This window comes from Rhodococcus opacus B4 (assembly GCF_000010805.1).
GTDB lineage: Bacteria > Actinomycetota > Actinomycetes > Mycobacteriales > Mycobacteriaceae > Rhodococcus_F > Rhodococcus_F opacus_C.
In genome coordinates this window covers 5914939-5939708 of record NC_012522.1, presented here as the reverse complement: position 1 = coordinate 5939708, position 24770 = coordinate 5914939, and the positions used below count along the sequence as shown (strand labels likewise).

Annotated in this window: 23 protein-coding genes and 1 pseudogene; 13 read left to right on the top strand and 11 right to left on the bottom strand. The window is 68.1% G+C overall.

Annotation, left to right across the window (positions count from 1 at the left end; all coding sequences use genetic code 11):
• The first annotated feature begins 6 nt into the window (after positions 1-6).
• The 3 genes from ROP_RS27110 to ROP_RS27100 are packed head-to-tail and all read left to right on the top strand — an operon-like array spanning position 7 to position 2899.
• On the top strand, positions 7-507 hold the full coding sequence (locus ROP_RS27110; RefSeq protein WP_043825394.1) for a MarR family winged helix-turn-helix transcriptional regulator: 501 nt from the start codon (positions 7-9) through the stop codon (positions 505-507).
• Positions 504-2444: an MFS transporter gene (locus ROP_RS27105; protein WP_015889210.1), complete on the top strand. Its 1941-nt coding sequence runs from the start codon at positions 504-506 to the stop codon at positions 2442-2444. The genes ROP_RS27110 and ROP_RS27105 overlap by 4 nt, the downstream gene beginning before the upstream one ends.
• Before the next feature lie 5 nt (positions 2445-2449).
• Positions 2450-2899 (top strand): GtrA family protein, encoded by a 450-nt coding sequence (locus ROP_RS27100; RefSeq protein ID WP_015889209.1) that lies wholly within the window; start codon positions 2450-2452, stop codon positions 2897-2899.
• Between the two features lie 68 nt (positions 2900-2967).
• Here the strand turns inward: ROP_RS27100 and ROP_RS44335 are convergent.
• Positions 2968-3164: pseudogene (locus ROP_RS44335) on the bottom strand (alkaline phosphatase PhoX); the annotation flags it as partial.
• Between the two features lie 36 nt (positions 3165-3200).
• On the opposite strand from ROP_RS44335, the gene ROP_RS27095 reads away from it, so the two are divergent.
• From ROP_RS27095 to ROP_RS27085, 3 genes are all read left to right on the top strand, one after another.
• Positions 3201-3518 carry an ArsR/SmtB family transcription factor gene (locus tag ROP_RS27095; RefSeq protein WP_015889207.1) on the top strand — a complete coding sequence of 106 codons (318 nt, stop codon included), beginning with the start codon at positions 3201-3203 and terminating at the stop codon, positions 3516-3518.
• A complete protein-coding gene (locus ROP_RS27090; RefSeq protein ID WP_015889206.1) occupies positions 3515-4015 on the top strand; it encodes an SRPBCC family protein in 501 nt (166 codons plus the stop codon). Before ROP_RS27095 ends, ROP_RS27090 begins: the two co-directional genes overlap by 4 nt.
• A 61-nt stretch (positions 4016-4076) precedes the next feature.
• Positions 4077-5060, top strand: a complete 984-nt coding sequence (locus tag ROP_RS27085) for a sigma-70 family RNA polymerase sigma factor (RefSeq protein WP_015889205.1) — start codon at positions 4077-4079, stop codon at positions 5058-5060.
• Positions 5061-5063: 3 nt separating this feature from the next.
• Here ROP_RS27085 and ROP_RS27080 read toward each other — a convergent pair whose 3' ends face one another.
• Positions 5064-5468 (bottom strand): VOC family protein, encoded by a 405-nt coding sequence (locus ROP_RS27080; RefSeq protein WP_015889204.1) that lies wholly within the window; start codon positions 5466-5468, stop codon positions 5064-5066.
• An 838-nt stretch (positions 5469-6306) separates the two neighbouring features.
• Here ROP_RS27080 and ROP_RS27075 point away from each other — a divergent pair.
• Positions 6307-7701, top strand: a complete 1395-nt coding sequence (locus tag ROP_RS27075; RefSeq protein ID WP_015889203.1) for a WS/DGAT/MGAT family O-acyltransferase — start codon at positions 6307-6309, stop codon at positions 7699-7701.
• A gap of 2 nt (positions 7702-7703) precedes the next feature.
• Here the strand turns inward: ROP_RS27075 and ROP_RS27070 are convergent, their stop codons facing one another.
• Entirely contained in the window at positions 7704-8000 is a 297-nt protein-coding gene (locus ROP_RS27070; RefSeq protein WP_015889202.1) for a SelT/SelW/SelH family protein, read from the bottom strand.
• Between the two features lie 138 nt (positions 8001-8138).
• Here ROP_RS27070 and ROP_RS44885 point away from each other — a divergent pair, with 138 nt between their 5' ends.
• A complete protein-coding gene (locus tag ROP_RS44885) occupies positions 8139-8264 on the top strand; it encodes a hypothetical protein (RefSeq protein ID WP_269454460.1) in 126 nt (41 codons plus the stop codon).
• 39 nt (positions 8265-8303) lie between these two features.
• Here the strand turns inward: ROP_RS44885 and ROP_RS27065 are convergent, their stop codons facing one another.
• The gene (locus ROP_RS27065; RefSeq protein ID WP_015889201.1) at positions 8304-9077 is read right to left on the bottom strand and encodes an alpha/beta hydrolase family protein; all 774 of its coding nucleotides are present in this window, start codon (positions 9075-9077) and stop codon (positions 8304-8306) included.
• A 98-nt stretch (positions 9078-9175) separates the two neighbouring features.
• Here ROP_RS27065 and ROP_RS27060 point away from each other — a divergent pair, with 98 nt between their 5' ends.
• The 5 genes from ROP_RS27060 to ROP_RS27040 are packed head-to-tail and all read left to right on the top strand — an operon-like array spanning position 9176 to position 15286.
• Entirely contained in the window at positions 9176-10153 is a 978-nt protein-coding gene (locus ROP_RS27060) for an ABC transporter permease (RefSeq protein ID WP_015889200.1), read from the top strand.
• On the top strand, positions 10150-11070 hold the full coding sequence (locus tag ROP_RS27055; protein ID WP_015889199.1) for an ABC transporter permease: 921 nt from the start codon (positions 10150-10152) through the stop codon (positions 11068-11070). Before ROP_RS27060 ends, ROP_RS27055 begins: the two co-directional genes overlap by 4 nt.
• A 2-nt stretch (positions 11071-11072) precedes the next feature.
• A complete protein-coding gene (locus tag ROP_RS27050; protein WP_015889198.1) occupies positions 11073-12926 on the top strand; it encodes a dipeptide ABC transporter ATP-binding protein in 1854 nt (617 codons plus the stop codon).
• 30 nt (positions 12927-12956) lie between these two features.
• The gene (locus ROP_RS27045) at positions 12957-14642 is read left to right on the top strand and encodes an ABC transporter family substrate-binding protein (RefSeq protein WP_015889197.1); all 1686 of its coding nucleotides are present in this window, start codon (positions 12957-12959) and stop codon (positions 14640-14642) included.
• Between the two features lie 2 nt (positions 14643-14644).
• Positions 14645-15286 carry a membrane protein gene (locus tag ROP_RS27040; RefSeq protein WP_015889196.1) on the top strand — a complete coding sequence of 214 codons (642 nt, stop codon included), beginning with the start codon at positions 14645-14647 and terminating at the stop codon, positions 15284-15286.
• Between the two features lie 6 nt (positions 15287-15292).
• Here ROP_RS27040 and ROP_RS27035 read toward each other — a convergent pair whose 3' ends face one another.
• From ROP_RS27035 to ROP_RS27005, 7 genes are all read right to left on the bottom strand, one after another.
• A complete protein-coding gene (locus ROP_RS27035; protein ID WP_015889195.1) occupies positions 15293-15661 on the bottom strand; it encodes a hypothetical protein in 369 nt (122 codons plus the stop codon).
• A 116-nt stretch (positions 15662-15777) separates the two neighbouring features.
• The gene (locus ROP_RS27030; protein ID WP_015889194.1) at positions 15778-17046 is read right to left on the bottom strand and encodes a zinc metalloprotease; all 1269 of its coding nucleotides are present in this window, start codon (positions 17044-17046) and stop codon (positions 15778-15780) included.
• Between the two features lie 22 nt (positions 17047-17068).
• Positions 17069-18988 carry a DNA/RNA non-specific endonuclease gene (locus ROP_RS27025; protein ID WP_015889193.1) on the bottom strand — a complete coding sequence of 640 codons (1920 nt, stop codon included), beginning with the start codon at positions 18986-18988 and terminating at the stop codon, positions 17069-17071.
• A gap of 76 nt (positions 18989-19064) precedes the next feature.
• Entirely contained in the window at positions 19065-22016 is a 2952-nt protein-coding gene (locus ROP_RS27020; RefSeq protein ID WP_015889192.1) for a CHAT domain-containing protein, read from the bottom strand.
• Positions 22017-22028: 12 nt separating this feature from the next.
• On the bottom strand, positions 22029-23429 hold the full coding sequence (locus tag ROP_RS27015) for a lipase/acyltransferase domain-containing protein (protein ID WP_015889191.1): 1401 nt from the start codon (positions 23427-23429) through the stop codon (positions 22029-22031).
• A 124-nt stretch (positions 23430-23553) separates the two neighbouring features.
• Positions 23554-24123, bottom strand: coding sequence for a dCTP deaminase (gene dcd / locus ROP_RS27010; protein WP_015889190.1), 570 nt, complete (start codon positions 24121-24123; stop codon positions 23554-23556).
• A gap of 9 nt (positions 24124-24132) precedes the next feature.
• Entirely contained in the window at positions 24133-24756 is a 624-nt protein-coding gene (locus tag ROP_RS27005; protein ID WP_015889189.1) for a TetR/AcrR family transcriptional regulator, read from the bottom strand.
• Positions 24757-24770: the final 14 nt, after the last annotated feature.

Genomic DNA, 24770 nt, shown 5'->3' with positions numbered 1-24770 from the left:
GTTGCCATGTCCGTCACGTCAGTGCCTTCCGTTTCTCTGGGCACCACCGAAGCGCTCATCGACGAGGTCTTCCTCTTCGGCCGTGTGCTCCGCGACGCCCTGATGTCGGAGGTCGACGGCCACATTCCGCGCGCGCTGACGGGGGTTCTCCTCGTCCTCGCGGCTCGGGGGGAATGCCGGCAGAACGAACTCGCCGCCGAGTTGTGCGTCGGCCAGTCGTCCCTCAGCCGCCAGATCACCGATCTGGTGGAGGCGGGCTACGTCACCCGCCACCCGGACCCCGCCGACGGGCGCGCATTCCGAATACGCGTCTCGGACGAGGGCATGGCGTACGTCAAGCACGTCAGAACACGGCGTGCCGCACGAATGCAGAAATTGTTGACGGGGTGGAACGAGACCGAGGCGGCAACCGCCCTCGAGTCCATCCGGCACCTGAAGGAAACACTCTTCGATCCAGAACACCGGATCGTCACGAGCTCGAACCCGATTGGAACACAAAGCGTATGACCGAAACACAGACTCGGCCGCCGGTTGAAGAAACGACGGCCATGACGCACCGCCAAATCCTCGAAGCCCTCACGGGTCTGCTCGCAGCGCTGTTCACCGCACTGCTCAGCAGCACGATCGTCGCCACTGCACTCCCGACGATCATCGGCGACCTGAAGGGCACCCAGACCGCATACGCCTGGGTCATCACCAGTGCACTGCTCGCCAACGCCGCCTCCACCCCCATCTGGGGCAAGCTCGCCGACCTGTTCAACAAGAAGGTCCTCGTCCAGAGCGCGATCGTCATCTTCGTCATCGGTTCGGTGATCGCCGGATTCGCGCACAACGTGCCGATCCTGCTGACCGCCCGCGTCATCCAGGGCATCGGCATGGGTGGCCTGACCGCGCTCGTCGTCGCCATCATCGGCACGATCGTCTCGCCCCGTGAACGCGGCCGCTACTCCGGCTACATGGGCGCCGTCATGGCCGTGTCGATGTCGGGTGGCCCGATCCTCGGCGGCGTCATCGTCGACAGCCCCCTCGGCTGGCGCTGGTGCTTCTTCGTGTGCGTCCCGCTCGCCGTCATCGCACTGTTCCTGCTGCAGCGCACACTCCACCTCGCGACCGAGAAGAAGGACGACGTCTCCATCGACTGGCTCGGCGCCCTCCTGCTGACCGCCGGTGTGTCCATCCTGCTGATCTGGGTCTCGTTCGCCGGCAAGGCGGGCTACTACGAGTGGTTCTCCCGCGAGACGGCGCTGTACGTCGGATCCGGTGTGCTGCTGCTGGCCGCGACGATCCTCGTCGAAGCCCGGGCCAAGTCGCCGATCATCCCGCTGAAGATCGTCACGGAGAAGACCACCGGACTCGCCATCATCGCGTCCGTCGCCGTCGGTGTCGGAATGTTCGGCTCCACCACGTTCCTCGGCCAGTACTTCCAGACCTCGCGTGGCTACACCCCCACCATGGCCGGAGTGCTCACCATCCCGATGGTCGCCGGCATGCTCCTCGGCACGGTCGGATCCGGGCAGCTCATCACCCGCTTCGGCAAGTGGAAGCCGTTCGTCGTTGGCGGCGCCGTCCTGATGATCGTCGGCTTCGGGCTGCTCGGCACCATCGATCACGAAACCAACCTGACCCTGGTCGGCACGTACATCGCGATCATAGGTCTCGGCATGGGCATGCTGATGCAGAACCTGGTCCTCGCGGTGCAGAACACCGTCAGCGTCCAGAACATCGGTGCGGCATCCAGCTCGGTCGCCTTCTTCCGGACCTTCGGTGGCGCGATCGGCGTCTCGGTTCTCGGTTCGGTGCTGGCCACCCGCGTCGCCGACCTGTCGGCCGAGGGCTTCGCCAAGATCGGCATCAAGACCAGCGGCAGCGGCGGCGGAAGCCTGGACCTGGCGTCCATGCCCACTCCCGTGCAGGGCGTCATCCGCGCTGCCTACGGTGACGCGACGGGCCGGATCTTCCTGATCGCCGCCGTCGTCGCCGTCATCACCCTGATCGCCGTCATCCTGATCCCCAACCGCCCGCTGCGTCGCACCATCGACCTGTCGAGCGAGCAGGAGCCCGTCCAGGAACCCGAGTACGCCCCCGTCCCGGACTACGCACCCGAATCCGACACGGCGCCGATCCCGGCGTCCGACGTCCGCGGCGGCAGGCACGAGGCGCCCGCCGATCAGCATCAGCCCTTCGCCGGGCTGAGTGCCGACGCCCGGGACCGTCTCCTGTCCATGCTGCTGCCCCAGCCGGAGCGGACGCTGGAAGCGATCGACGAAGCGGAGAAGATCCGCGACGAGGTCAACCGCCTGCGTAGCGATCTCAACGCCAAGCTCGTCGAATTCGACGAGGTCTGGGATCGTCTGCGCGAGCTGGGACTGAGTGAAGAGCAAGTGGCCGGCGTCCTCGGTGGCGGCCACGTGACGGACACCGGCAACGGTGCCCTCATCCGCTGAATGAGATGATCGTTCAGTTCCACGACGCCGTCGGCCCGCCCACGTATCCCCCTCTACGTGGGCGGGCCGGCGGCGTGTTCGCCCAGCTGACCCGGTTCGCCCTGGTGGGCACGTCGAGCAACGTGCTCTACGCTCTCGCGTTCTTCACCCTCGACGTGTACGGGTCGTTCTTCGCCAACCTGGTCGGCGTGGTGACCAGTTCGATGTTGGCCAACGAACTGCACCGGCGACTCACCTTCCGCGCGGCCGACCGCGTCCGCTGGTTCGTCGCGCAGTGGGAAGGCGGAACCCTCGCTCTGATCGGGCTGGCGGTCAGTTCCCTCGCTCTCGCCGTCCTGCACACACTCTTCCCCGGCGCCGACGGCCTCGCGCAGGTCGCACTCGTCATCGCCGTCAGCGCCGTCGTCGGCGGCCTGCGGTTCCTCGCCCTCCGCGGGTGGGTCTTCGCCCCGTGAGTACTTCTCAACCACCCGACGTTGACAAGTACTCACGGGCTGTCGTTCAACTCGTTCCGGGCAATCACCTCCGTCAGGTAGACGGCGCTCGACGACGGGTCCTTCGCACGGCCTCGTGCGCGTTCCACCCCAGGAACTTCCGCGGCACAGGGCTTTTACCCGTGTTCGCGTCCTGGCTCGCCGGGTCCACCTCGAAGACGTAGCCGTGGTCGAGCAGGAACCCGTCCTCCCCCGCGCGCGCCTCCGTCTCCTCGCAGGCAACCCATCGACATGTGACTAGATGGTCACCTATTCTCGATGCATGGACGACGATCACGTCTTCAAGGCGCTGGCAGATTCCACCCGCCGCCTGATCCTCGACCGATTGTTCGCCCAGGATGGTCAGACGCTCACCGAGCTCGAGTCGCAGGTCGAGATGACGCGATTCGGGGTCATGAAGCATCTGCGTGTGCTCGAAGACGCGGGGCTCGTCGTCACGCGCCGCTCCGGCCGGGAGAAATTTCATTACCTCAATCCTGTGCCGATACAGCTGATCCACAACCGGTGGATCGACAAGTACACCGAGCGCCACACCTCGGCGCTCGCTCAGCTGAAATCCGAACTGGAGGAAGAGAAATGACTACCGCCGATGCAATCCAGATCTACGCGGTCTACATCAAGGCGACGCCGGAGGCCATCTGGGAGGCCATCACGAAACCGGAGTTGTCGCAGCAGTACGGGTACGGCGGCCTCGTCGACTACGACCTCCGCCCGGGCGGGACGTTCCGGATGCGTGCGGACGACGCGATGAAGGAATACCCCGGTGTCCCGGACGTGATCGTCGACGGCGAGGTGATCGAATCCGATCCGCCGAGGAAGCTGGTCCAGACGTGGCGGATGCTCATGGACGCCGACAACGTGGAGGATTTCACCACGCTGACCTACGAGATCGCGCAGTCCGGCCGGCCCGGAGTCGCGAAACTGACTGTCACACACGACCTCACCAACGCACCGGGTCTGGCCGCGCTGGTCGCGGGCGGGCGGGAGTCCGAGGGCGCGGGCGGCGGCTGGAACGAGGTGCTGAGCGGGATGAAGACGCTGCTCGAGACGGGCCGGCCGATGGTGAACTGGGGCTGAACGCCGGTTCGGCGAGCGCGAGGGCCCGACATCTGTCAGACGGCCGCAGTAAGCTCCAACCATGACGGCTGCGCAGTCGCTCGACGGGGAATTCCTCGCACTCGCCGACCCTTACCGGCGCGAGTTGCTCGCCCATTGTTATCGGATGATGGGCTCACTTCACGACGCCGAAGACCAGATGCAGGAGACGTTCATCCGGGCCTGGCGCGGGTACGACGGCTACCAGCAGCAGGCGTCGCTGCGGACGTGGCTGTACAAGATCGCCACCAACACCTGCCTGACGGCGTTGCAGAACAGGTCGAAACGTCCGCTGCCGAGCGGCCTGGGCGCTCCCGACTCCGATCCGACCGCCGAACTCGTCGAACGACACGAGGTGCCCTGGCTCGGGCCGCTCCCCAACCGGCTCATCGACGACGACGCGAGCGATCCCGCCACCGTCGTGACGTCGCGCGAGTCGGTGCGGTTGGCGTTCATCGCGGCCCTTCAGCATCTTCCTGCACGTCAGCGCGCTGTTCTCGTCCTCCGCGACGTGTTGCAGTGGAAGGCGTCGGAGGTCGCGACGGCCCTCGGTACCACCACGACGGCGGTCAACAGCCTGCTGCAGCGTGCCCGGACCCAACTGGAACTGGCCACGCCGTCGGCGGACACGCTCGTCGAGCCGGAGTCCCCAGAGGAACGCGAACTGCTCGACCGCTACGTGGCCGCGTTCGAGAACTATGACATCGACGGGATCGTCGAACTGTTCACCAAGGACGCCGTCTGGGAGATGCCTCCGTTCGAGGGCTGGTATCGCGGCGGGACCGCGATCGGCACCCTCATCAGCGAAAAGTGCCCGGCCAAGGCGGCGGGCGACATGCAACTGGTGTCCACGGTGTCGAACGGACAGCCGGCGCTCGGCCTGTACATGCGTGGTGAGGACGGGGTCCATCGACCGTTTCAACTCCACGTCCTGGACGTGACGGCGGAGGGGGTCTCCCACGTCGTCTGCTTCTTCGATGTCGATCTGTTCGAGAAGTTCGGACTGCCGGAGACCCCGCCCGCCTGATCGCTACGCCGGCACGGCGGCCGGATCCATCCACATGACCTCCCAGACGTGCCCGTCCAGGTCACGGAACGCGCGGCCGTACATGAAGCCTTCGTCCTGCAGCTTGCCCCACGCCGACCCACCGGAGGCGAGGGCCTTGTCGACGAGGCTGTCGACCTCTTCGCGGCTGTCGGCCGAGATACACAGCAGCGCCTCGACGGCCTTCGAGGTGTCGCAGATGCCGCCTTCGATGAAGTCCTTGAACCGGGACTCGACGAGGAGCATCACGGACGTGGACTCGTTGATCACCATGGCGGTGCAGGAATCGTCACTGAACGTGGCGTTGAACTCGAAGCCGAGTCCGCCGAAGAACTGCTTGGTCGCGTCGAGGTTCTTGATCGGCAGGTTCACGAAGAGCATCCGGGACATGTGATTCTCCTTCTCGGGTTCCGCCCAGTGCGGAAGTCATCGATACAGACCACGGTGGTGCGCAAAACTCATCGGCGCACGCGCGCCCGATTCTGTCAGCTCTCGGCGAGGCCGAGGGACGAACCGATCATGTTCCGTCCGGCCGCCCCCACATGGTCCACATGCGCTCGCCCCGACGGCACCGAGCACCGGATCGCGCCGCCGAACGACGCCCGTGAGAAGTTGCGCGCCGAGGCGGATCCCGAGCGTCGAGAGACCGGCGCCCACAATTTTTTTGATGAAGTTTCGCTCTCGCGGAAGTTGCGGGCGGGTAACGTGCGTCGCGCACGCTCCTCGGACCGCCCCTCAGCCCGAGGCCGACGAGCCCGGCGGCGACAGGCAGATCGGACGCTCGGTAGAGCGGGTACCCGGTGTAACGAAATCCCTGCTCTGCCAGCACAGTACCGACGAGCGCCGGTCCCGCGAAGGACAGCTGATCGACAACCGCCAGCGGCGTGTTCATGCCACAATTCCTACCGAGTAGGGACTTTCGGCCCTAGGCAGCGTCGGGAGACGTGAATTCCGCACTGAGTGCACAAAATTGGGAAGTTCACGCGGAGTTCACTTTGGCTGTACACCGACCGAATGACAGGCACCGAACTGGACGCTTGTCTAGTGGCATGGCTCACGGGAAACCTGTAGAAATACGGGCGTCACGCTTTCGTGACCCGTCCCATATCAATTAGTTATCCGGTGGTGGTCCCTGACAAACGGAACGTCACCATCTCCCGTTACCTCAGACCACAGACGAGCCCTCCTGCGATCCGGGAAGTCGTCTACGGGATGGAAAGGGCAATAGATGCCGCTCCCCATGTCCCCTCTCGACTCGATGTTCCTTCTCGGCGAGTCCCGCGAGCACCCGATGCATGTCGGCGGCGTGGAGATCTTCCAGCTCCCGGAAGGCGCCGACACGTACGACATGCGCGCGATGCTCGACCGTGCGCTCGCCGACGGCGACGGAATCGTCACGCCCCGGCTCGCCAAGCGGGCCCGCCGATCCTTCTCCTCGCTCGGCCAGTGGAGTTGGGAGACCGTCGACGACATCGACCTCGGTCACCACATCCGGCACGACGCGCTGCCCGCACCCGGCGGCGAGGCCGAGCTGATGGCGCTGTGCTCGAGGCTGCACGGATCGCTGCTCGACCGCAGCCGCCCGCTGTGGGAGATGCACCTGATCGAGGGTCTGAGTGACGGACGGTTCGCCGTCTACACCAAGATCCACCACGCGGTCGCCGACGGTGTGACCGCGATGAAGATGCTGCGCAACGCACTGAGCGAGAACTCCGACGATCGGGACGTGCCCGCCCCGTGGCAGCCGCGCGGCCCGCGCCCGCAGCGGACGCCGTCGTCGAAGGGGTTCAGCCTGTCGGGCCTCGCCGGTTCCACCCTCCGCACCGCTCGCGAGACGGTCGGTGAGGTCGCCGGTCTCGTGCCCGCGCTGGCCGGCACCGTGTCCCGCGCCTTCCGCGACCAGGGCGGCCCGCTCGCCCTGTCCGCACCGAAGACCCCGTTCAACGTGCCGATCACCGGCGCCCGCCAGTTCGCGGCGCAGTCGTGGCCGCTCGAACGTCTCCGCCTCGTCGCCAAGCTGTCCGACAGCACCATCAACGACGTCGTGCTGGCGATGTCCTCGGGCGCGCTCCGCAGCTACCTCGAGGATCAGAACGCGCTGCCCGCCGACCCGTTGATCGCGATGGTGCCGGTGTCGCTGAAGAGTCAGCGCGAGGCGGCGACCGGCAACAACATCGGGGTGCTCATGTGCAACCTCGGCACCCACCTCCGCGAACCGGCGGATCGGCTCGAGACCATCCGGACCTCCATGCGCGAGGGCAAGGAAGCGTACGGCTCGATGACCGCCACCCAGATTCTCGCGATGAGCGCGCTCGGGGCGGCACCGATCGGCGCGAGCATGCTGTTCGGGCACAACTCGCGGGTGCGCCCGCCGTTCAACCTCATCATCTCCAACGTTCCGGGCCCCAGCTCACCGCTGTACTGGAACGGTGCGCGGCTCGACGCCATCTACCCGCTGTCGGTGCCCGTCGACGGCCAGGGCCTGAACATCACGTGCACCAGCAACGACGACATCATCTCGTTCGGTGTCACCGGCTGCCGCAGCGCCGTTCCCGACCTGAAGTCGATCCCGGCCCGGCTCGGACACGAACTGCGCGCACTGGAGCGGGCCGTCGGGATCTGACGTCAGGGGTTCTTCCGGTCGCTGTGCCCGAGGTCGCGTTCGGGCGCGACCCGGTCACGCACCAGTTGCTTGAGCACGGTGATCTCGGGGAAGCCGCCCTGCTCTTTGCGGTCCCAGATCAGCTCGCCGTCGACGGTGATGCGGAAGATTCCTCCGGTGCCGGGGACGAGTGCGACTTCGCCGAGTTCCTGCCCGAACGTGCCGAGTAGTTCCTGCGCCATCCACGCCGCACGCAACAACCATTGGCACTGGGTGCAGTAGGTGATCGCGACCCGGCCGTCCGCGCTGCTCGTCGTCATTGTGCCAGGTTAGCCGAACGCGCTCCCCCGCTTGCTGTTCGAGTTGCACGCGCGACACCTGTTCGTCATGCGGGCGTCAGCATGGTGGGGCAGACTGTCGAGCGCCATGCTGTGCCCCCTCGACGAAAGGAAGCCGCCATGCCCACCGCGCTCGAAGAATCGCGTCGCCACGCCATCGACCTGACCAACGAGAAGATCCAGGCCGTCAAGGACTTCTTCATCAACATCTTCCGTCTCGACACCACGCACCGCACCGAGGCGTGAACGGGCGGGGAGGCCTTCGCCGCGAAGGTCTCCCCGCGTTCACCGGATCGCCCCGAAGAACGCCACGATCTCCGCGGCCCGGAAGTGATCCTCCGACACGTGCGGGCCGCTCACCTCGACGAATTCGACCGAGCCGGAGCCGCCGCGGATCCTCTCGACCCACGGCCCGGTGACGCCGGCGATGTTCGCGACCTCGTCCTCCCGCGACGCATACACCCGAATGGGTACTCCCGCATAATCTTCCGGCCGGTGCCGGACGGCGTCCCACCGCTCGGTCTTCGGTTCGAGGTCGTGCCCGTCCGCAGACAGGTCGAACGCGTCCCGCACGGTGTCGCGTCCGTGCTCGCCCCGTTCCCACACCGCGCGCAGCGAGAGGGACGGGGCGATGAACACCGCACCGCTCCACGGAACCTCGCGCAGGCGCAGCGCGTTGGCGGCGGCGTTACCGCCCATCGACTCGCCGATCAGGAACCGCTGCCTCACCGGCCACCGCCGGGACACCCACTCGTCCAGCGCGACCACGGCGTCCTGCGCCGACCGGTTTCCCCACAGGTCGCCGTGCAGGTAGGGCGCGGCGACGACGTAGCCGGCGTCGAGCAGACCGTCCCGAAGGCCGAACCGCTCTTCGATCGACCGCTCGTCACCCGTGCGACCGTGCAGGTAGTACACGACAGCCGACGCCGTCACCCCGCGCGGCACCGCGACCAGCGCACGGTCACCGGACCGCGGGACCGTCACCGCGTACTCGGCGTACCTACTGTGCTGTGCCGTGCGCCGCGCCGGCGGGTCGCCGGGCTCGTCACGAACAGTCACCCCGCCACGCTAACAAGCCGGTTTCACCGAGTCGGACCGACCGCCGGCGGCGCGCTCCTATAATTCGTAGCGTTGAGCCCCGGCTGCGAGGTGGACCGATGACCGGCTTCCTGCTACGACGAGCGCTCAATTACGCGGTGCTGTTGCTGCTGGCGTCGTTCCTGACGTTCAGTCTCACCTCGCTGACCTTCCGTCCGCTCGACAGCCTGGAACAGCGCAACCCCCGGCCGCCGCAATCGGTGATCGACGCGAAGGCGGCCGAACTGCATCTCGACGACCCGATCCCGGTGCGGTACGCGAACTGGCTGGGCGGGGTGGTGCACGGCGACTTCGGCACCACCATCACGGGTCAGCCGGTGTCGGACGAGCTGGGCCGCCGGATCCTGGTGAGCATGCGGTTGCTGATCCTCGGTTCCGTGATCGGCGCGGTGCTGGGGGTGCTGATCGGCGCCGCGGGTGCGATCCGGCAGTACAAGTTCAGCGACTACTTCAGCACCGTCGTGTCGCTGCTGATCCTCAGCGCGCCCGTGTTCCTCGTCGCGACCCTGCTGAAATACGGTGCTCTCCAGATCAACTCGGCCACCGGCAATCAGATCTTTCTGTACACCGGGGAATCCTCGGCCAGCACGATCACCGGATTCTGGCCGCAGTTCGTCGACCGGATCCAGCATCTGGTGCTGCCGACCGTCGCGCTGGCGTTGGGCAGCATCGCCGGCTACAGCCGGTATCAGCGCAACGCGATGCTCGACGTCCTGGGGAGCGACTTCATCCGGACCGCGCGGGCGAAGGGGCTGACCCGGCGGGCGGCGCTGCTCGAGCACGGACTGCGGACGGCGCTGATCCCGATGGCGACGCTGTTCGCGTACGGGTTCGGAGCGCTGGTGGTCGGTGCCACGTTCACCGAGAAGATCTTCGGCTGGCACGGCATCGGCGAGTGGATCGTGATCGGCATCGACACCCAGGACACGAACATCGTCGTCGCGATCACGTCGTTCACCGGCCTGATCGTGCTGTTGTCGGGACTGCTCTCCGACGTGGTGTACGCGGCGCTCGACCCGAGGGTGCGTGTCGGGTGACCGAGATCCAGATCGCGTCCACCGATGCGGCGGTGTCGGCCGTCGGGCGCCGGACCCTGCTGTTCCGGCGGTTTCTCCGGAACAAGCCCGCCATCGCCGGGGTGGGCGTCCTGCTGTTGCTGTTCGTCGCCAGTTTCGTCGGACCGTACCTGCTCCCCTACGACTATCAGCAACTCGACTACACCGCGCTGCTGCAACCGCCCAGCGCCGAGCATCCGTTCGGCACCAACCAGATCGGGCAGGACGTTCTCGCGCAGACGTTGCGTGGGCTGCAGAAGTCGCTGATCATCGGTATCTGCGTTGCGCTCTTCTCCACCGCCATCGCCGCGCTCGTCGGTGCGCTGGCCGGGTATGTCGGCGGCTGGCCGGATCGGGTGATCATGTGGCTGGTCGATCTGCTGCTCGTCGTTCCCAGTTTCATCATCATCGCCGTCTTCACTCCCCGGTTGAAGTCGTCCAGCTCGATCGTCCTGCTGATCCTGTTGCTGGCGGTGTTCGGCTGGATGATCACCGCCCGGATGGTCCGCGGGATGACGCTGAGCCTGCGCGAGCGGGAGTTCGTGCAGGCCGCCCGGTACATGGGGGCCCCGACGCACAAGATCATCACCAGCCACATCGTCCCGAACATCGCGTCGATCCTGATCATCGACGCGACCCTGAACGTCGGTGCCGCGATCCTCGCCGAGACCGGGCTCAGCTTCCTCGGGTTCGGCGTGCAGAAACCGGACATCTCCCTCGGGTCGCTGATCGCCGACGGCACCGAATCCGCACTCACCTATCCGTGGCTGTTCCTGTTCGCCGGTGGCCTGCTGGTGATCACAGTGCTGTCGGCGAACCTGGTGGGCGACGGCCTCCGCGACGCCGTCGACCCCAACGCCCAGCGGGCCCGCTCCCGCAAGCGCGGGAAGAAGGCGTAGCGGTGACCGGGCCGCCGCTGCTCGACGTCGAGGACCTGCAGGTCAGCTTTCCCAGCGAGGAGGGCCGGATCGAGGCGGTCCGCGGCGTCAGCTACACCGTCTCCGACGGCGAGGTCCTCGCTGTCGTGGGTGAGTCGGGCTCGGGCAAGTCGGTCGCGTCACTCGCCGTGATGGGTCTGCTGCCCGACCACGCCCGCGTCACCGGTTCCATCCGTTTGCGGGGCCGCGAATTGCTCGGCATGGGAGACCGGGATCTGTCGGCGCTGCGCGGGAAGACGGTCAGCATGGTGTTCCAGGACCCGCTGTCGGCGTTGACGCCGGTGTACCGCGTCGGCGACCAGATCGCCGAGGCGCTGCTCGTCCACGGCCGGGCGAGCAGCAAGAAGGACGCCGCGCAGCGCGCCGTCGACCTGCTCGATCTGGTCGGCATCCCCGATCCGGCGGTGCGCGCCAAGGCCTTTCCCCACGAATTCTCCGGCGGCATGCGACAGCGCGTGGTGATCGCCATCGCGATCGCCAACGATCCCGCGCTGATCATCTGCGACGAACCGACCACCGCCCTCGACGTGACCGTGCAGGCGCAGATCCTGAACCTGCTGCGCAAGGCCCGTGACCTCACGGGCGCCGGCGTCGTGATGATCACCCACGACATGGGCATCGCGGCGACCCTCGCCGACCGCGTCGTGGTGATGTACGCGGGCCGGGTAGTGGAGTCGGCGCCGGTGCGGGAGTTGTTCGCCGAACCCCGGATGCCCTACACCGCAGGTCTACTCGTGTCCGTACCGAGGATGGACGCGGCGATCCGCAGCCGTCTGGTGTCGATCGCCGGCGCCCCACCCGCGCTGCATTCGCTGCCACCGGGTTGCACGTTCGCGCCGCGCTGCCCGCTCGCCGTGGACGCCTGCCTGCTCGCCGAACCGGAACTCGTCGCGACCGGACCGGAGCATCGGGCGGCGTGCATCCGCGTCGACGAGACGGGCACCCGCGACCTGTTCACGGCGTATCGGCGGGATCAGCCGGCCGCCGCCCCCACCACGAGGCCGCCCGACGACCGGGTGGTGCTGCGGGTGACCGATCTGGTGAAGACGTATCCGATCACCAGCGGTCTGGTGTTCCGCCGCAAGCGCGGCGAGATCCGGGCGGTCGACGGCATCACGTTCGACATCCGAGCGGGTCGCACGCTGGCGTTGGTGGGCGAGTCCGGCTCGGGCAAATCGACGACGTTGACGCAGGTCCTCGACCTGTCCGTGCCGGAATCCGGGTCGATCGAGGTGCTCGGCGCCGAGGTGGCGGCGCTGAGCGCCCATCGCAGGCGCGCCCTGCGGCGGAAGATGGCCGTCGTCTTCCAGGATCCGACGGCCTCCCTGGATCCCCGGCTGCCGGTGTTCGACGTGCTCGCCGAGCCGCTGCGACTGGACGGCCGCGGTCGCGAGGAGATCGGCCGCCGGGTACCGGAACTGCTCGACCTGGTCGGGTTGCGTCGCGAGCACGCCGACCGGTATCCGGCCGATTTCTCGGGCGGTCAGAAGCAGCGGATCAGCATCGCCCGCGCACTCGCCCTCGATCCGGAACTGCTGTTCCTGGACGAACCAGTGTCCTCGCTCGACGTCTCCATCCAGGCCGGGGTGCTCAACCTCCTGCGCGACCTCCAGGAGCAACGGGGCATGTCGTATCTGTTCGTCTCCCACGACCTGTCGGTGGTCCGCAACATCGCGCACGACGTGGCGGTGATGTACCGGGGCAGGATCGTCGAGTCGGGGGCCGCGCAGACGATTTTCGAGGATCCGCAGCACGAATACACGCGGGCGCTGCTCGCGGCAATCCCCGTTCCGGATCCGACGTATTTGGCACACTAGGCTCAGCGAACTTCGAGGAAGGGCACATCCATGAGGATTCGTTCGGCGCGCACCCGCCTCGCGGTATCGTTCCTGGCCGTCGGTCTCGTCCTCGCCGGCTGCGGGGGTTCGGACACCGGCGGCACCGGGACCGGGTCCGGGTCGATCGGCACCACCAACGACATCAATCCGCACGACCCCAGCGAACTGCGCGACGGCGGGAACCTGCGGTTGGCACTGTCGGGTTTCCCTCCGAACTTCAACACGCTGTCCAACGACGGCAACGACTCCGAGATCGGCGGCATGCTGAAACCGATGATGCCCCGCGCATTCGGCACCGACGCCTCGGGCGCGCTGTCGGTGAACCACGACTACTTCGTGGACGTCGCGCTCACCGGCACCGACCCGCAGCAGGTCACCTACACGATCGACCCGAGGGCGGTGTGGTCCGACGGCACCCCGATCACGTGGGAGGACATCCAGTCCCAGGCTGCGGCGCTCAGTGGGAAGAACAAGGAGTTCCTGATCGCGAACACGTCCGGGTTCGAGCGGGTGGACCGGGTCGAACGCGGCGTCGACGACCGTCAGGCGGTGATCACGTTCGCCGAGCCGTACGCCGAATGGCGCGGCCAGTTCGCGGGCAATTCGATGCTGTACCCGAAGTCGGTGACCGCGACTCCCGAGGCGTTCAACACCAGTCTGCGCGACGGGATCACGGTGACGTCGGGACCGTTCAAGATCGCGTCGATCGACCGGGCGCAGAACCGGATCACGTTGGGCCGCAACCCCGCGTGGTGGGGCAACACCCCGAAACTCGACACCATCACGTACAGCGTGCTCGACGACTCCGCGCGAATTCCCGCCCTGCAGAACAACGAGATCGACGCGTCCGGGCTGGGCACGATCGACGAGGTCAAGACCGCGGAGGGATCGGACGGCATCGCGATCCGCCGGGCGCCGGGAACTCAGTTCTCGCACATCACGTTCAACGGCGCGGAGGGGTCGATCCTCGCCGATCCGGAGTTGCGGGTGGCGCTGTCCAAGGGCATCGACCGGCAGGGCATCGCGACCGCGATCCAGAACGGTCTGGTCGACGACCCCCAGCCGCTGAACAACCACGTCTACCTCAGCGGTCAGCAGGGCTACCAGGACAACACCGCGGCCGTCGCCTACGACCCGGAGGAGGCCGCACGGCGACTCGACGAACTCGGCTGGAAGCTCAACGGCGATTTCCGGGAGAAGGACGGGCGCAGGCTCGAGATCCGCGACGTGATGTACCAGTCGACCACCTGGGTCCAGATCGCGCAGATCGTGCAGCAGAACCTCGCGCAGATCGGCGCCAAGCTGAACATCGACACCCGCGGCGGCACCGGGTTCTTCACCGATGTCATCCAGCCCGGCGACTTCGACCTCGCCCAATTCTCCTGGGTGGGTGATCCGTTTCCGCTCAGTGGCCTGCCGCAGATCTACGCATACAACCCCGACGACCTGCAGGGCAATTACGGCCGGATCGGTTCGCCCGAACTGAACGCGCTGATCGAGCGGACGATCTCGGAACTCGACCCGCAGAAGGCGATCGAATTGGCCAACGAGGTCGACACCGCGGTGTTCGAGGAGGGGTTCTCGCTGCCGCTGATGCAGGCGCCGGGCAACGTCGCGGTGCGCGACAACCTGGCGAACTTCGGCGCCGCCGGTCTCGCGTCCTACGACTACACCAAGATCGGCTTCCTGAAATAGCTGTGCGCTACCCGGTGGCCGTCGGCGTGGGCGCGCTGCTGGTGTGCGCCGCACTGACGCCGTTCGCCGACGCCGATCAGCTCAGCGCGCTGGTCGTCGTGGCGGCGGCGGTGCTCGGTGTCACCGGTCACACCTGGTTCGCGGCCACCCGGAGGGGTTCCGAGCAGGGTCGCGTCGCCACCGTACGCAGGGTCCGCCAGCAGCATCGGCTGACCAGCAGGTCGTGGATCGAGGTCGACGAGGAACCGGGTTCGCTGTGGATACCCGTGTTCTTCGATCCGGTCCTGGTCACGATGCCGACGCCGACGACGGCGACCGTGCACGACGCCGGCAGGCGCAGCGTCGTGACCTGGAACGGGCGGCGACTCCTCCCAGCCGGGCGGGTGCGTCGTTCGACACCGCCCGGCCGGTTGATCGACAATCCGTCGCGTCCGGATCCGGACGGTCCGGTGCGCGCCCGGGTGGCGACACGGCCCGCCCGCAGGCTCCTCCTCGACGCCCAGTTCGCGGTGGCGGCGCCGTTCGCCGGGGCACTGTGGGTGTACGTCGCGGGCGGCGGGCTTCCGGCGTTTGCCGGCGCGACCTGCGTGGCCGCGGCCGTCGCCGTATGGTGGGCGGCGGTCCGGGGCTCCGACCCCAGCTGAGTCGCGCTACGACATGGTGACGCCCGCGCTGACGAAGCACGGCAGCAGCCCGGCGATCTCACTCAGCACCGGTCCGAACCCCACGGCCGCCGGTACCGGGTCGTTGACGAACGCGACACCCCGGAACCCGGTGGTGAGGTTCGTGAACTGCACGACGGCGCCGTTCCACTGCGCGAGCGGCGCGGCGGTGGTGTACCGGATCCGGTCGGGCGCGACCCGTTCCGCATTGAACGTCAGCCACGCACCGGGGGCGCACGTCGACATCGAGCCGGGGACGAACGGCGCGGCGGATGCGGCACCGGGCACCGCGAATGACAGTGCGCCCGCGACGGCGAACACTGCTCCCAGTCGACCCAGCACTTTTCGTGTAGACATCGGAATTCCTTTCGGGGCGCGCCAATCCGTCTCCCCGAGTACGGCGGAACCGCGTCACTGAGTGTGAATACCAGGTCCGAGAATTATATCTCCGCAGGTAGGTGTGACCGCTAGGGTCAGGAGGCATCACCGATGTCCAACTCCAGCCGGTCCTCGTCGAACCGGACCACGCGAACGGTGCGCGTCTCGCCCGCCGCCGTGGTCACCTCCAGCCTGCCGTCGTCGTCCCCGGACACCCACGTGCCCTCCCGCGGTTCGTCGGCGTCACCGCGGCCGACGGCCCAGTCGACGAACGAGCCGTCCGGCCGGAATTCGATTCCACCGCGCCCCCTCGCGCGCGGGAAGTCGAATCCCGCGGGCCGGTAGACGCGGAGGCCGTCGTGATCCTCCTCGAACGAATGCCCCCAGCGGCCGGCGGCGGCCCGAGCCGCGAGCGCGGAGGTCGCCGGACTCGCGGCCCGCCCGGTCCACAACTTCTTCCGGACGCCGTCCAGGCACGCCCCCATCCGGGCGCCCTGCCCCTTGGTGAACATCACCATCCCCGCGTCGTCGGTGTAATCCATGTAATCCATGAACAGGTCGCCGTGGGGGCCGTTCCCGCAACTGATGTGCGGGAAGCGCGGCATCCCGACGTTCTGCCCGCCCTGATTGGGTGTGTCGGCGACCTCGTCGGAGCCCCGGCAGCCGGTTCCGTCGTCGCCCCAGATGTGGAAGAGGTTGAGATAGTGCCCGATCTCGTGGGTCGCGGTGCGCCCCAGGTCGAACGGGGCCCGCGCAGTGCCCGTCGTGCCGAACGCGGTGTACGTGATCACGACGCCGTCGGTGTCGACCGGGCCGCCGGGGAACTGCGCATACCCGAGCAGACCACCACCGAGCGCACACACCCAGATGTTCAGGTACCGCTGCGTCGGCCACGGGTCGGCGCCGCCGGCCTCCGCGGACTTCACGCCGTCGTCCTGGCCGAAAGACTCGACTTCGGTTGCGGTGCGCGTGATTCCGTTCGACGGCCGGCCGTGCGGGTCGGTGTCGGCGAGAAAGAACTCGATTCCGGGGTCGCCGATCAGCTGCTCGAACACGGGCGGAACGGTGTCGATGTCGTCGTTGGCGGCGCGGAAATCCTTGTTGAGCACCGCGATCTGGCTCTCGACCTGCGCATCGGAAATGTTCTGCGCCGCGGTCGTGAACACGACGTGCACGACCACCGGAATCCGTACGGGCCCGCGGGCGGCGATCGACTGCAACGGCTCCAGTTCGATGCTCTGATTCTCGATCTCCGAGCGGGCGATGCGATACGACTCCGACTCGGTCAACAGCCGGCGGTGCACGTCCATCGCCCCGCACGTGCGGCGCGTCGGCAGTTCGGCCGCTGATTCGGTGGTGCTCATGGCGTCGGGTTTCCTTCCGGTTTCAGAGGATCAGGTCCTGGGGACGGATCAGTTCGCGGGGCAGGCTGCTCGCCTCGATCCGTTCGAGCGGGTCGGCGGCGACGTAGGCGTCCAGGTCCAGCCCGGTCAACCGGGCGATCCGCCGGACGGGCACCTGGAACGTGCGGTACGCGCCGTAGGAGAATGCTTCCTCCCCCTCCGCGAACTCATCGAGCAGGGCGGCCTGGCTGAGCAGGTAACCGGTGACGGAAAGGGTGCCGTCCTGCTTCACCGTGGCCACCGTCTTCCAGAACTGACGCGGCAGAGCCACCCCGCGATACTCCGGATCGTCCGGCGCCAGAACGGGACCGGTGACGACGCTCACGGAAAGGTCGGCGGTGTCCGCGTTCTTCAGGACGTAATCCTCGAGGCCCAGCCACAGCGTCTGCCCCGCATTGAAATTGTGGTGTTGCGGAGTGCAATTCGTAAAGTGGAACGTGTCGTCGTTAGCCGCCTTGGCGAGCGGGCCCCAGGCCGGGTCGAGACGCCGCACGAGGTGCCCCCGGTCCAGCGGATTGTCGCGGTACACGTCCTCCCCCGTCTGCTGGTCGGCGGGAAGCCGGGGGTCGAGGATCCACCTGTCGCTGTCGCGCCGGGGGCTCTGCGACTGCCGTCCGTCGATGTTCACGGCCGTGAACAGTGCCAGCGCCCGCTCGCGGTGCATCACGACGCTGAAGTGGTGGTATTTCAACTCCGGCGACGCCACCGACGGCGACCCGGGCAGCGGCAGCGGCACCCGCAGGAAGTTCGGGTCGTACCCGCCCCGGGTGGCGTAGTTCGGATCGATCGAGATCGCTTCCGGCTCGGCGGCCGGTGACTCGACGGATCCGAGACGCACCGTGATCTCGAGGGGAACCCGGACGGTCACTTCCCGTTCGCGGTCCGGCACCGGGCGCTCCGCAGGTGCCGCCCGCTCGGCGCCGAGGACCTCGTCGACGAGGTCCCTGCACGGCGGGGTCAGGTTCTGCGCACGCACGTATTCGAGTATGCGGCTGATCCGCACCCCCTCGTTGAGGACTCCGCCGAACTCGGTGTGCTGCGGCGCCCGCACGCTCGCGTGGTGCAGGGCGACCACCTCCCACTGGTCGTTGAACACCGGTGAACCCGAGGATCCGGGTTCGGTGTCGGCCGAGTAGTGCAGGAACCGTTCGGGAATGTCGACGATGCGGTTCTCCCGCAGGGCGATCTGCTTCTTGTCGCCACGGGGATGCTGCACGATCGTCACGAATTCACCGATGACGGCCTTGCCCTCCGCCTGGATCAGCGGATTGAAACCGAACTGTGCGAGCGTCCCGGGCTCGGCCCCGACCGCGACGAGGGCGAAGTCGCGTTCCCGGTCGGCGAGAAAGAACCGGGCCGGGTCGAGGGGGAACATCTGCACGGGGCGCGGCTTTCCGTCGACGCCGTCCTGATAGTCGAACTCGATCACGCTGCTGCGCGCGGTGTCCGCGTCGGGCAGCACGTGGTGGTTGGTGAGCAGCAGGGTCGGCGAGACGAGGAAGCCGGTGCCGTAGCCCTGCAGGGCTCCCCGTGCGTCGCGGATGTTCACGCGCCCGATGGACCGGGCCGCGGCGACACCGGCGTCGAGGTAGCGCGCGCCGACGAAATCGGCTGTGCCCAGGATCTTCTCGAGAACCCGGTCCGGGAGGGTGTCCGGCTCCCAGCCTTCCGCGCCGTAGTAGCGTCCGAGCCGGTCCACTCGCTTCGCGATCCGCTCGGGTGTATCCGCCGCGGCGACCCCGCCGGGACCGGTGAGTGCGTCCACGTGCTCACCCCGCTGGGGTGCCCGTTCCCGCGCACGCAGTTCCGCCGCGTCGTGTTGTCGCTGCCGTTCCGCCTCGAACGTTCCCGCGGGCTTCGCGCGCTGCGACTGCCCGTCTCCGATGTTGTCGACGATGGTCATGACTCGGTCCTCACGTAGGCGGGCGGCTGTGCTTGCCAGCCTTGTCGTCGCGGTCGGACCGGTCGTGCGTAGCGGACTACTCGTTTCTCCGTCCGACCGCGGCGTCGGCGCGTTCGTATTGTTCGACGCCGTTGCGGACGACCCGCCGGATGCGGCTGCCATCGGCCACCAGGGCGTCGAGCAGCGGAACCGCCAGTTCCGGGCGGATCGGGATCTCCGCGAGCAGCTGCCCGACTTCGAGTGCGCCCGATCCGAGTGCGCCGACGACGACGTCCCGCCGCACCCTGTCCAGTGCCGCGTCGACGTCGAGTTGCTTCGCGGTGTCACCCCGCGGCGTCGTAATCGGTGTCGCCGTCTCGACCAGCAGCGTCCGGACGTCCCGCGCGACCAGGTCGCGGTCGGTCGCCCAGACCAGCATCGCCGCGACGGCCACGTACAGCGCGGCGAAGGTCGTGCCCTCCATCTCCGGCCGGTCGACCAGCCGCTCGCACGTCGTCCCGGTGATCGTCCGGGGCGCGTAGACGTCGGGTTTGCCCGCGTCGGGGAAGTACGGGGTTTCGTGGGTGAGCGTGCCGTCGTCCTCGACGGCCCCGACGGCGAACGCGTCCGCACTCCACGCGGGATACGCCGGTTCGTCCGAGTGGTCACCCGAGACGATCACAAGCCGCCCGTCGCCGACCAGGCGCGCGATGACGGTGTTCTGCGCGTCCGACGGGATGGCGTTGCCGTAGTCGAACACCAGGATGTCCGCGTCGGCGCGGGCAGCGTCCTCCATCCACCGGCAGACGTCCCGCTCGGACGGGACACCGCGCGCGAAGGCCAGCTCCTGAGGCAGCAGTTCGGCCAGTGCCGATTCGCCCTGCCCTGTCTCGCCGGCCACCACCCGGCCGGGAACGTCGTGCCGGATGGCGCACTGCGTGACGGCCACCGCGATCTCCTCACGGCGACCGGCGGTGAACGGTCCCGCCACCGCCAACCGCAGTGCGCGCCGCACCGGCGCCGCGGCGGCCGCCTCGGTCTCGGGCGCAGTGGTTTCGGCACCGAAGAAGTCGGACCCGTTCGGCACCGGCGGCACCGGCTTCGCGGCGCCGACGCCGAGTTGCCGGACCAGGAGCGGCAGGTTCTGCGGCTCGAACGTGCCGTTCTGGGCGGCGAGATCCGCCAGTTGCTCCCACAGTTCCAGGTGCCGCACATCGGTGTAGAGCCGGGACAGATCCTGCTCCGGGTATCGCGTCAGCGTGGGCAGATTGCGCCGGATCCATTGCCACACTTCCGGCCACGACAGGGCGTCGAGGCGGATCGTGCGCACTTCCGTGGCGTGGAGCGACTCGGTCAATCCGGCGAGTTCCCCGGTGGTCGCGACGGCGAGCCGCGCGTCGCCCCGGCGCTGTGTCAGCAGGGTCAGGGCGGTGAGGAGGCCCGAGGCGTCGTCGCCGAGAAGCAGGTCGCCGTCGTCGACGACGATCGCGGCGGGGACTTCGGTGAGGTCGTCGAGCAGTCGCTCCCACCAGTCACCGGCACTGAGCCTGCCGGGCCGGGCGGCGCGAACCCCGGCGTCGTCCATCAACTCGGCAACGAGCCGGGACAGTTCGCGGAGCGGATCGGGTTTCGCGAGAAGTCGTTTCGCGCTGACGAACAGATGCGCGATCGGCGGGTCGAGCTCCTCGAGCACTCGGTCCAGGAGAGCGGTCTTTCCGGTCGAGGGCATTCCGACCACGTGCAGCAGCCGGGCGGACGTCCGCCCGGACAGCACGTCCACCCCCTCCCTCAGCTCCGCCAGCCGGGAGATGAAGCGGAGTTCGCCCTGACGGATCCCGAGCCGGCGCGAGATCCGCCGAGGCGACGGTTCCGGCCGCGCCTTCGCGTCCGGGTCGATGATCGCGCCGGGCTCACTTCCCCCGACGAACAGGCAGGGCACCGCCCAGTCCAGCAGCGGGTCGCCGCTGTTGTCGTCGCCGTTGATGGCGAGCCGCGCCAGCCGCAACGCCTCCGCGACGGGCTGCCCGGCGGTCAGCGCCTGGTAGAAGAAGCGCGTCAGCAGTCGCTCCGTCCGGAACGGCAGCACCGCCTGCATCCCGATCACCATCGGGCACGCATCACGCACGCAGATGTCGGCCGACGACAGCGGTCCGGGCCACGGGTCGTCGTCGGTGGCGCCGTCCGGCGCGCGGGCCGTCTCGCAACCCGCGAACACGGCCAGCCGGAGGTCCGGCAGCTGCTGCAGCAGCAACGCGAACTCCTGGCTCGGCAACAGCATCCCGCGCCCGTTGCGCCGCTCCACCTTCAGACCGTCCGGATTGGCGTGGCCGAGATAATGGAAGAGGTGAAACCCGCGTCTCTGCATGCCCATTCGACTGCGGAGACGTTCGACGGACGGCCGGTCCTCGACCACCACCCGGAGCAGACCACGATCGACCAGGGGCCGCAGTTCCGACAGCAGGCTGCGTTTCTCGGCGTACAGGTCGAACGGGGCCTCGGAATCGTCCGGGCCCTCCCGCAGCGGGCTCGACATCACCAGCAGGAGATTGAGCGGCGGCTCGATCGGCCGCTGCCGTATCGGGTAGGTGCGCGACCGTCCGGATCGCACCACGTGGACGTCGCGTGCCATGGCGAGGAACTGGTCGGGTCGCTGCGGATCCAGCAGCAACTCCCACGGCCAGGCGCACACTTCCTGCGGTGCGGCGAGGATGCGCACGAGGAGTTGTGTCCCCTCCGACCCGGCGATTCCCCGGCTCTGCTGCAGCAGTGTCTCGATGTCGGGGATCCCGAACACCAGATCCGTCAACACTCTCCCGACGTCGAGCGCGGGGGCCGCGGCGTCGGTGCGCGCGTGCCGGACGGTGTCGGTCAGCCATTCGGACGGCGCGTCGATCGTCCTTCCCGTGACCGCGTTCGGTAGCTTCCATTCCGGGATCTCGCGCCGCACCGCGAAGACCGAGCCCATCCGCGACTGCGCCGAGAGCCAGACGTGGTCGCCCGCCCGGAGAACGCTGATCTCCAGTTCCTCGAAACCGGGTGCGGGTCTCATGTTTCCGCGCTCCTAGGCGTCGACCGACCGGGCGATCTCGTCGAGGTCGACCACACTCGCGACGTCGGTGACCGGGTGCACTCCGGGCGCGCGCACGGTGATCCGGTAATCCTGGGCGGGTAATCCGTCGAGGGCGGCCTGCTGCCAGCCGTCGACGGCCGGCGACAGCGGGTGCTGCCGGCTCGGACCGCCGGCGACGGGCTCGACCGTCGCGACCAGCCGAGCGCCCCCGGCACCGGTTCGCGCGCGGATCACCAGCGGCTCGGCGGTCGTCACATCGTCGACCTCCAGCGCGACCGATTCGTTCACCGCCGGAAACACGTTCGGGGGCGCGAGAATTGCGGTGTTCAGGATCCCGCCCACGTGGTCGAGCACCGGGTCGTCGTTCTGCAGGGAGCCGTGCCGCTGGCTGAAGAACGCCGCGTTCTTCCATCCCGTCATGAGCTCGTGCGGGGTGGACGACAGCTTCGGCACCGTGCCGTCACCGCCACTCGCGCCGGGCCCGCGGACCGTCATCGTCTCGACCGTCGTCCCGGCGAGCCGGGCGGCCCACTTGGTGGGCTGGAAGTCGCCGATCACCGGACGGATGTCGTAGCCGCCCTGTTCCGACTGCAGCCGCGCGTCGACGGCGTCGCGGAGGTCGCGGTGCAGACGCACCGCCGCACCCATCCGGCCGGCGTCGAGCCTCGTCCCCGACCAGTCGAGCTTGTCGTCGTCGAGCGCGAGCCACGCCCCGTCGTCGCCCGCCATGCACCGATACGACGGCAGCAACTGGTAGGCGGACGTGAAGGATCCGATCAGCGCACCGAGGTCGACGGTGAACGGACCCCAGCCCTTGCGGAATCCGTTGACGAGGAAGTCGAGCGCATTGACCGAACCCGAGTACGGAGTGCCGAACGTGACGAGCGTGCGGGTGTCGCGCCACCCCTCGAGCAGTTCGAGGAACAGCCGGGCGACGATTCCGCCCATCGAGTGGCACACCAGCACGAGCTTGGCGTCCGCGTTGCCCGACTTCTCACGCCAGCGCGCCAGCCAATCGTGGGAGCGCCTGGCCAGGGTGCGGGCCGCCACCCGGTTGTCGCGCCGCCAGTCGTAGGGCAGTTCGAAATAGTTGTCGCCGGGAACGGCCCCGAACCGGCGCACGAGGTCGTTCCGGAACTTCGTGTAGCCGTCGATCTTCCAGTCCAGGCCGGGAACGAAGTGGAAGTCCGGCACCAGCCGGGTGGCCGCGACGCCGTCGCCGAGGTCGTCGACGTCCGGGTCGTCGCCGTCGAGTTTCAGGCGTTTGATGTTCCGGCCCAGCGAGAGCACGCTCGCCAGCGCGACTCCCGGGGTCGGTGCCCACACGTCCTTGCCGTCACGCGCGAGGACCGACCCGCCGATGCCGGGCAACAACACGACTACGTCTTTCATGGCGGCCTCCGGGATCGAACGCCCAGGAGAGGGCGGCTTCGAATCCCAGTCTTCTCTTACTCGCCGCAATACACACGAGTAGCGGACCACTCGGTTTGCACCTTTTCGGCGGTGCCGCCGGCACTCAGCGCTGCGCGAAGTTGAGGTAGGCCTTCGACGGCGTCGGGCCGCGCTGGCCCTGGTACTTGGAGCCGACGGCCGAGCTGCCGTAGGGGTGCTCCGCGGCGCTCGACAGCCGCAACAGGCACAGCTGGCCGATCTTCATCCCGGGCCACAGAGTGATGGGCAGGTTCGCGACGTTGGACAGTTCCAGCGTGATGTGCCCGTTGAAGCCCGGATCGATGAACCCGGCCGTCGAGTGCGTGAGCAGTCCGAGGCGGCCGAGCGAGGACTTGCCCTCGAGGCGTCCGGCCAGGTCGTCGGGCAGCGAGCACACCTCCAGCGTGGAACCGAGCACGAACTCGCCGGGGTGCAGAACGAACGGCTCCCCCTCCGCCGGCTCGACCAGCGTCGTCAGCTCGTCCTGTCGCTGAGCTGGGTCGATGTGCGTGTAGCGGGTGTTGTTGAACACCCGGAACAGGCTGTCGAGGCGGACATCCACGCTCGAGGGCTGGACCATCGAATCGTCGAACGGGTCGATGCCCAGACGTCCAGCGGAGAGTTCGGCACGGATATCACGATCGGAGAGGAGCACAGGTAGAGGTTAACGGGTGTGGATGGCCATCGAGAGCAGCAGTTCCGTGCAGGTGTCCACCAGCTCCTCCTCGGGGAGCGTCACGGTCCCGTTCAGCCATGCCGTCAGGGTCTGGGCGAGGCCGCCGACCATGAAGTGCGCGGCGAGGTCGAGGCGCGGGCTCTCGGCCACCTCGTAGTACCCGACCGTCTGCTTCGTGACCAGGCCCGCGAACAGTCGCGAGCTGTCGAGCCGACGCTGCGCCAGCACCGCGCTCGACTGCGCCACCGAGAACATGAGCCGGCCGTGCCGTGGATCCTCGGCGACCTCCCGCACGATGTTGCGGACCCCGGCCCGGACGATCTCGCGCTCCCCCGGCCCGGCGTTCGTCACGGCGTCCAGGGTGCTGGTCGCGATGCGCTCGACGACGTGGTCGTAGACGGCGACGGTCAGCGCGTCGCGGTCGGGGAAGCTCTCGTAGAAGTAGCGGGTGGCGAGTCCGGCCTGCTTGCAGACTCCGCGCACGGTCAGGGCGTGGTCGCCGTCCGCGCTGCCGAGCAGGTCGAGTCCGGCCTCGATGAGCTGGCCGCGTCGTTCCGATCGACGCTGGTCACCCTCTTGGCCGCCGTAAACCCGGTCCGACGCGATTGCCATGGAAACATCTTCGC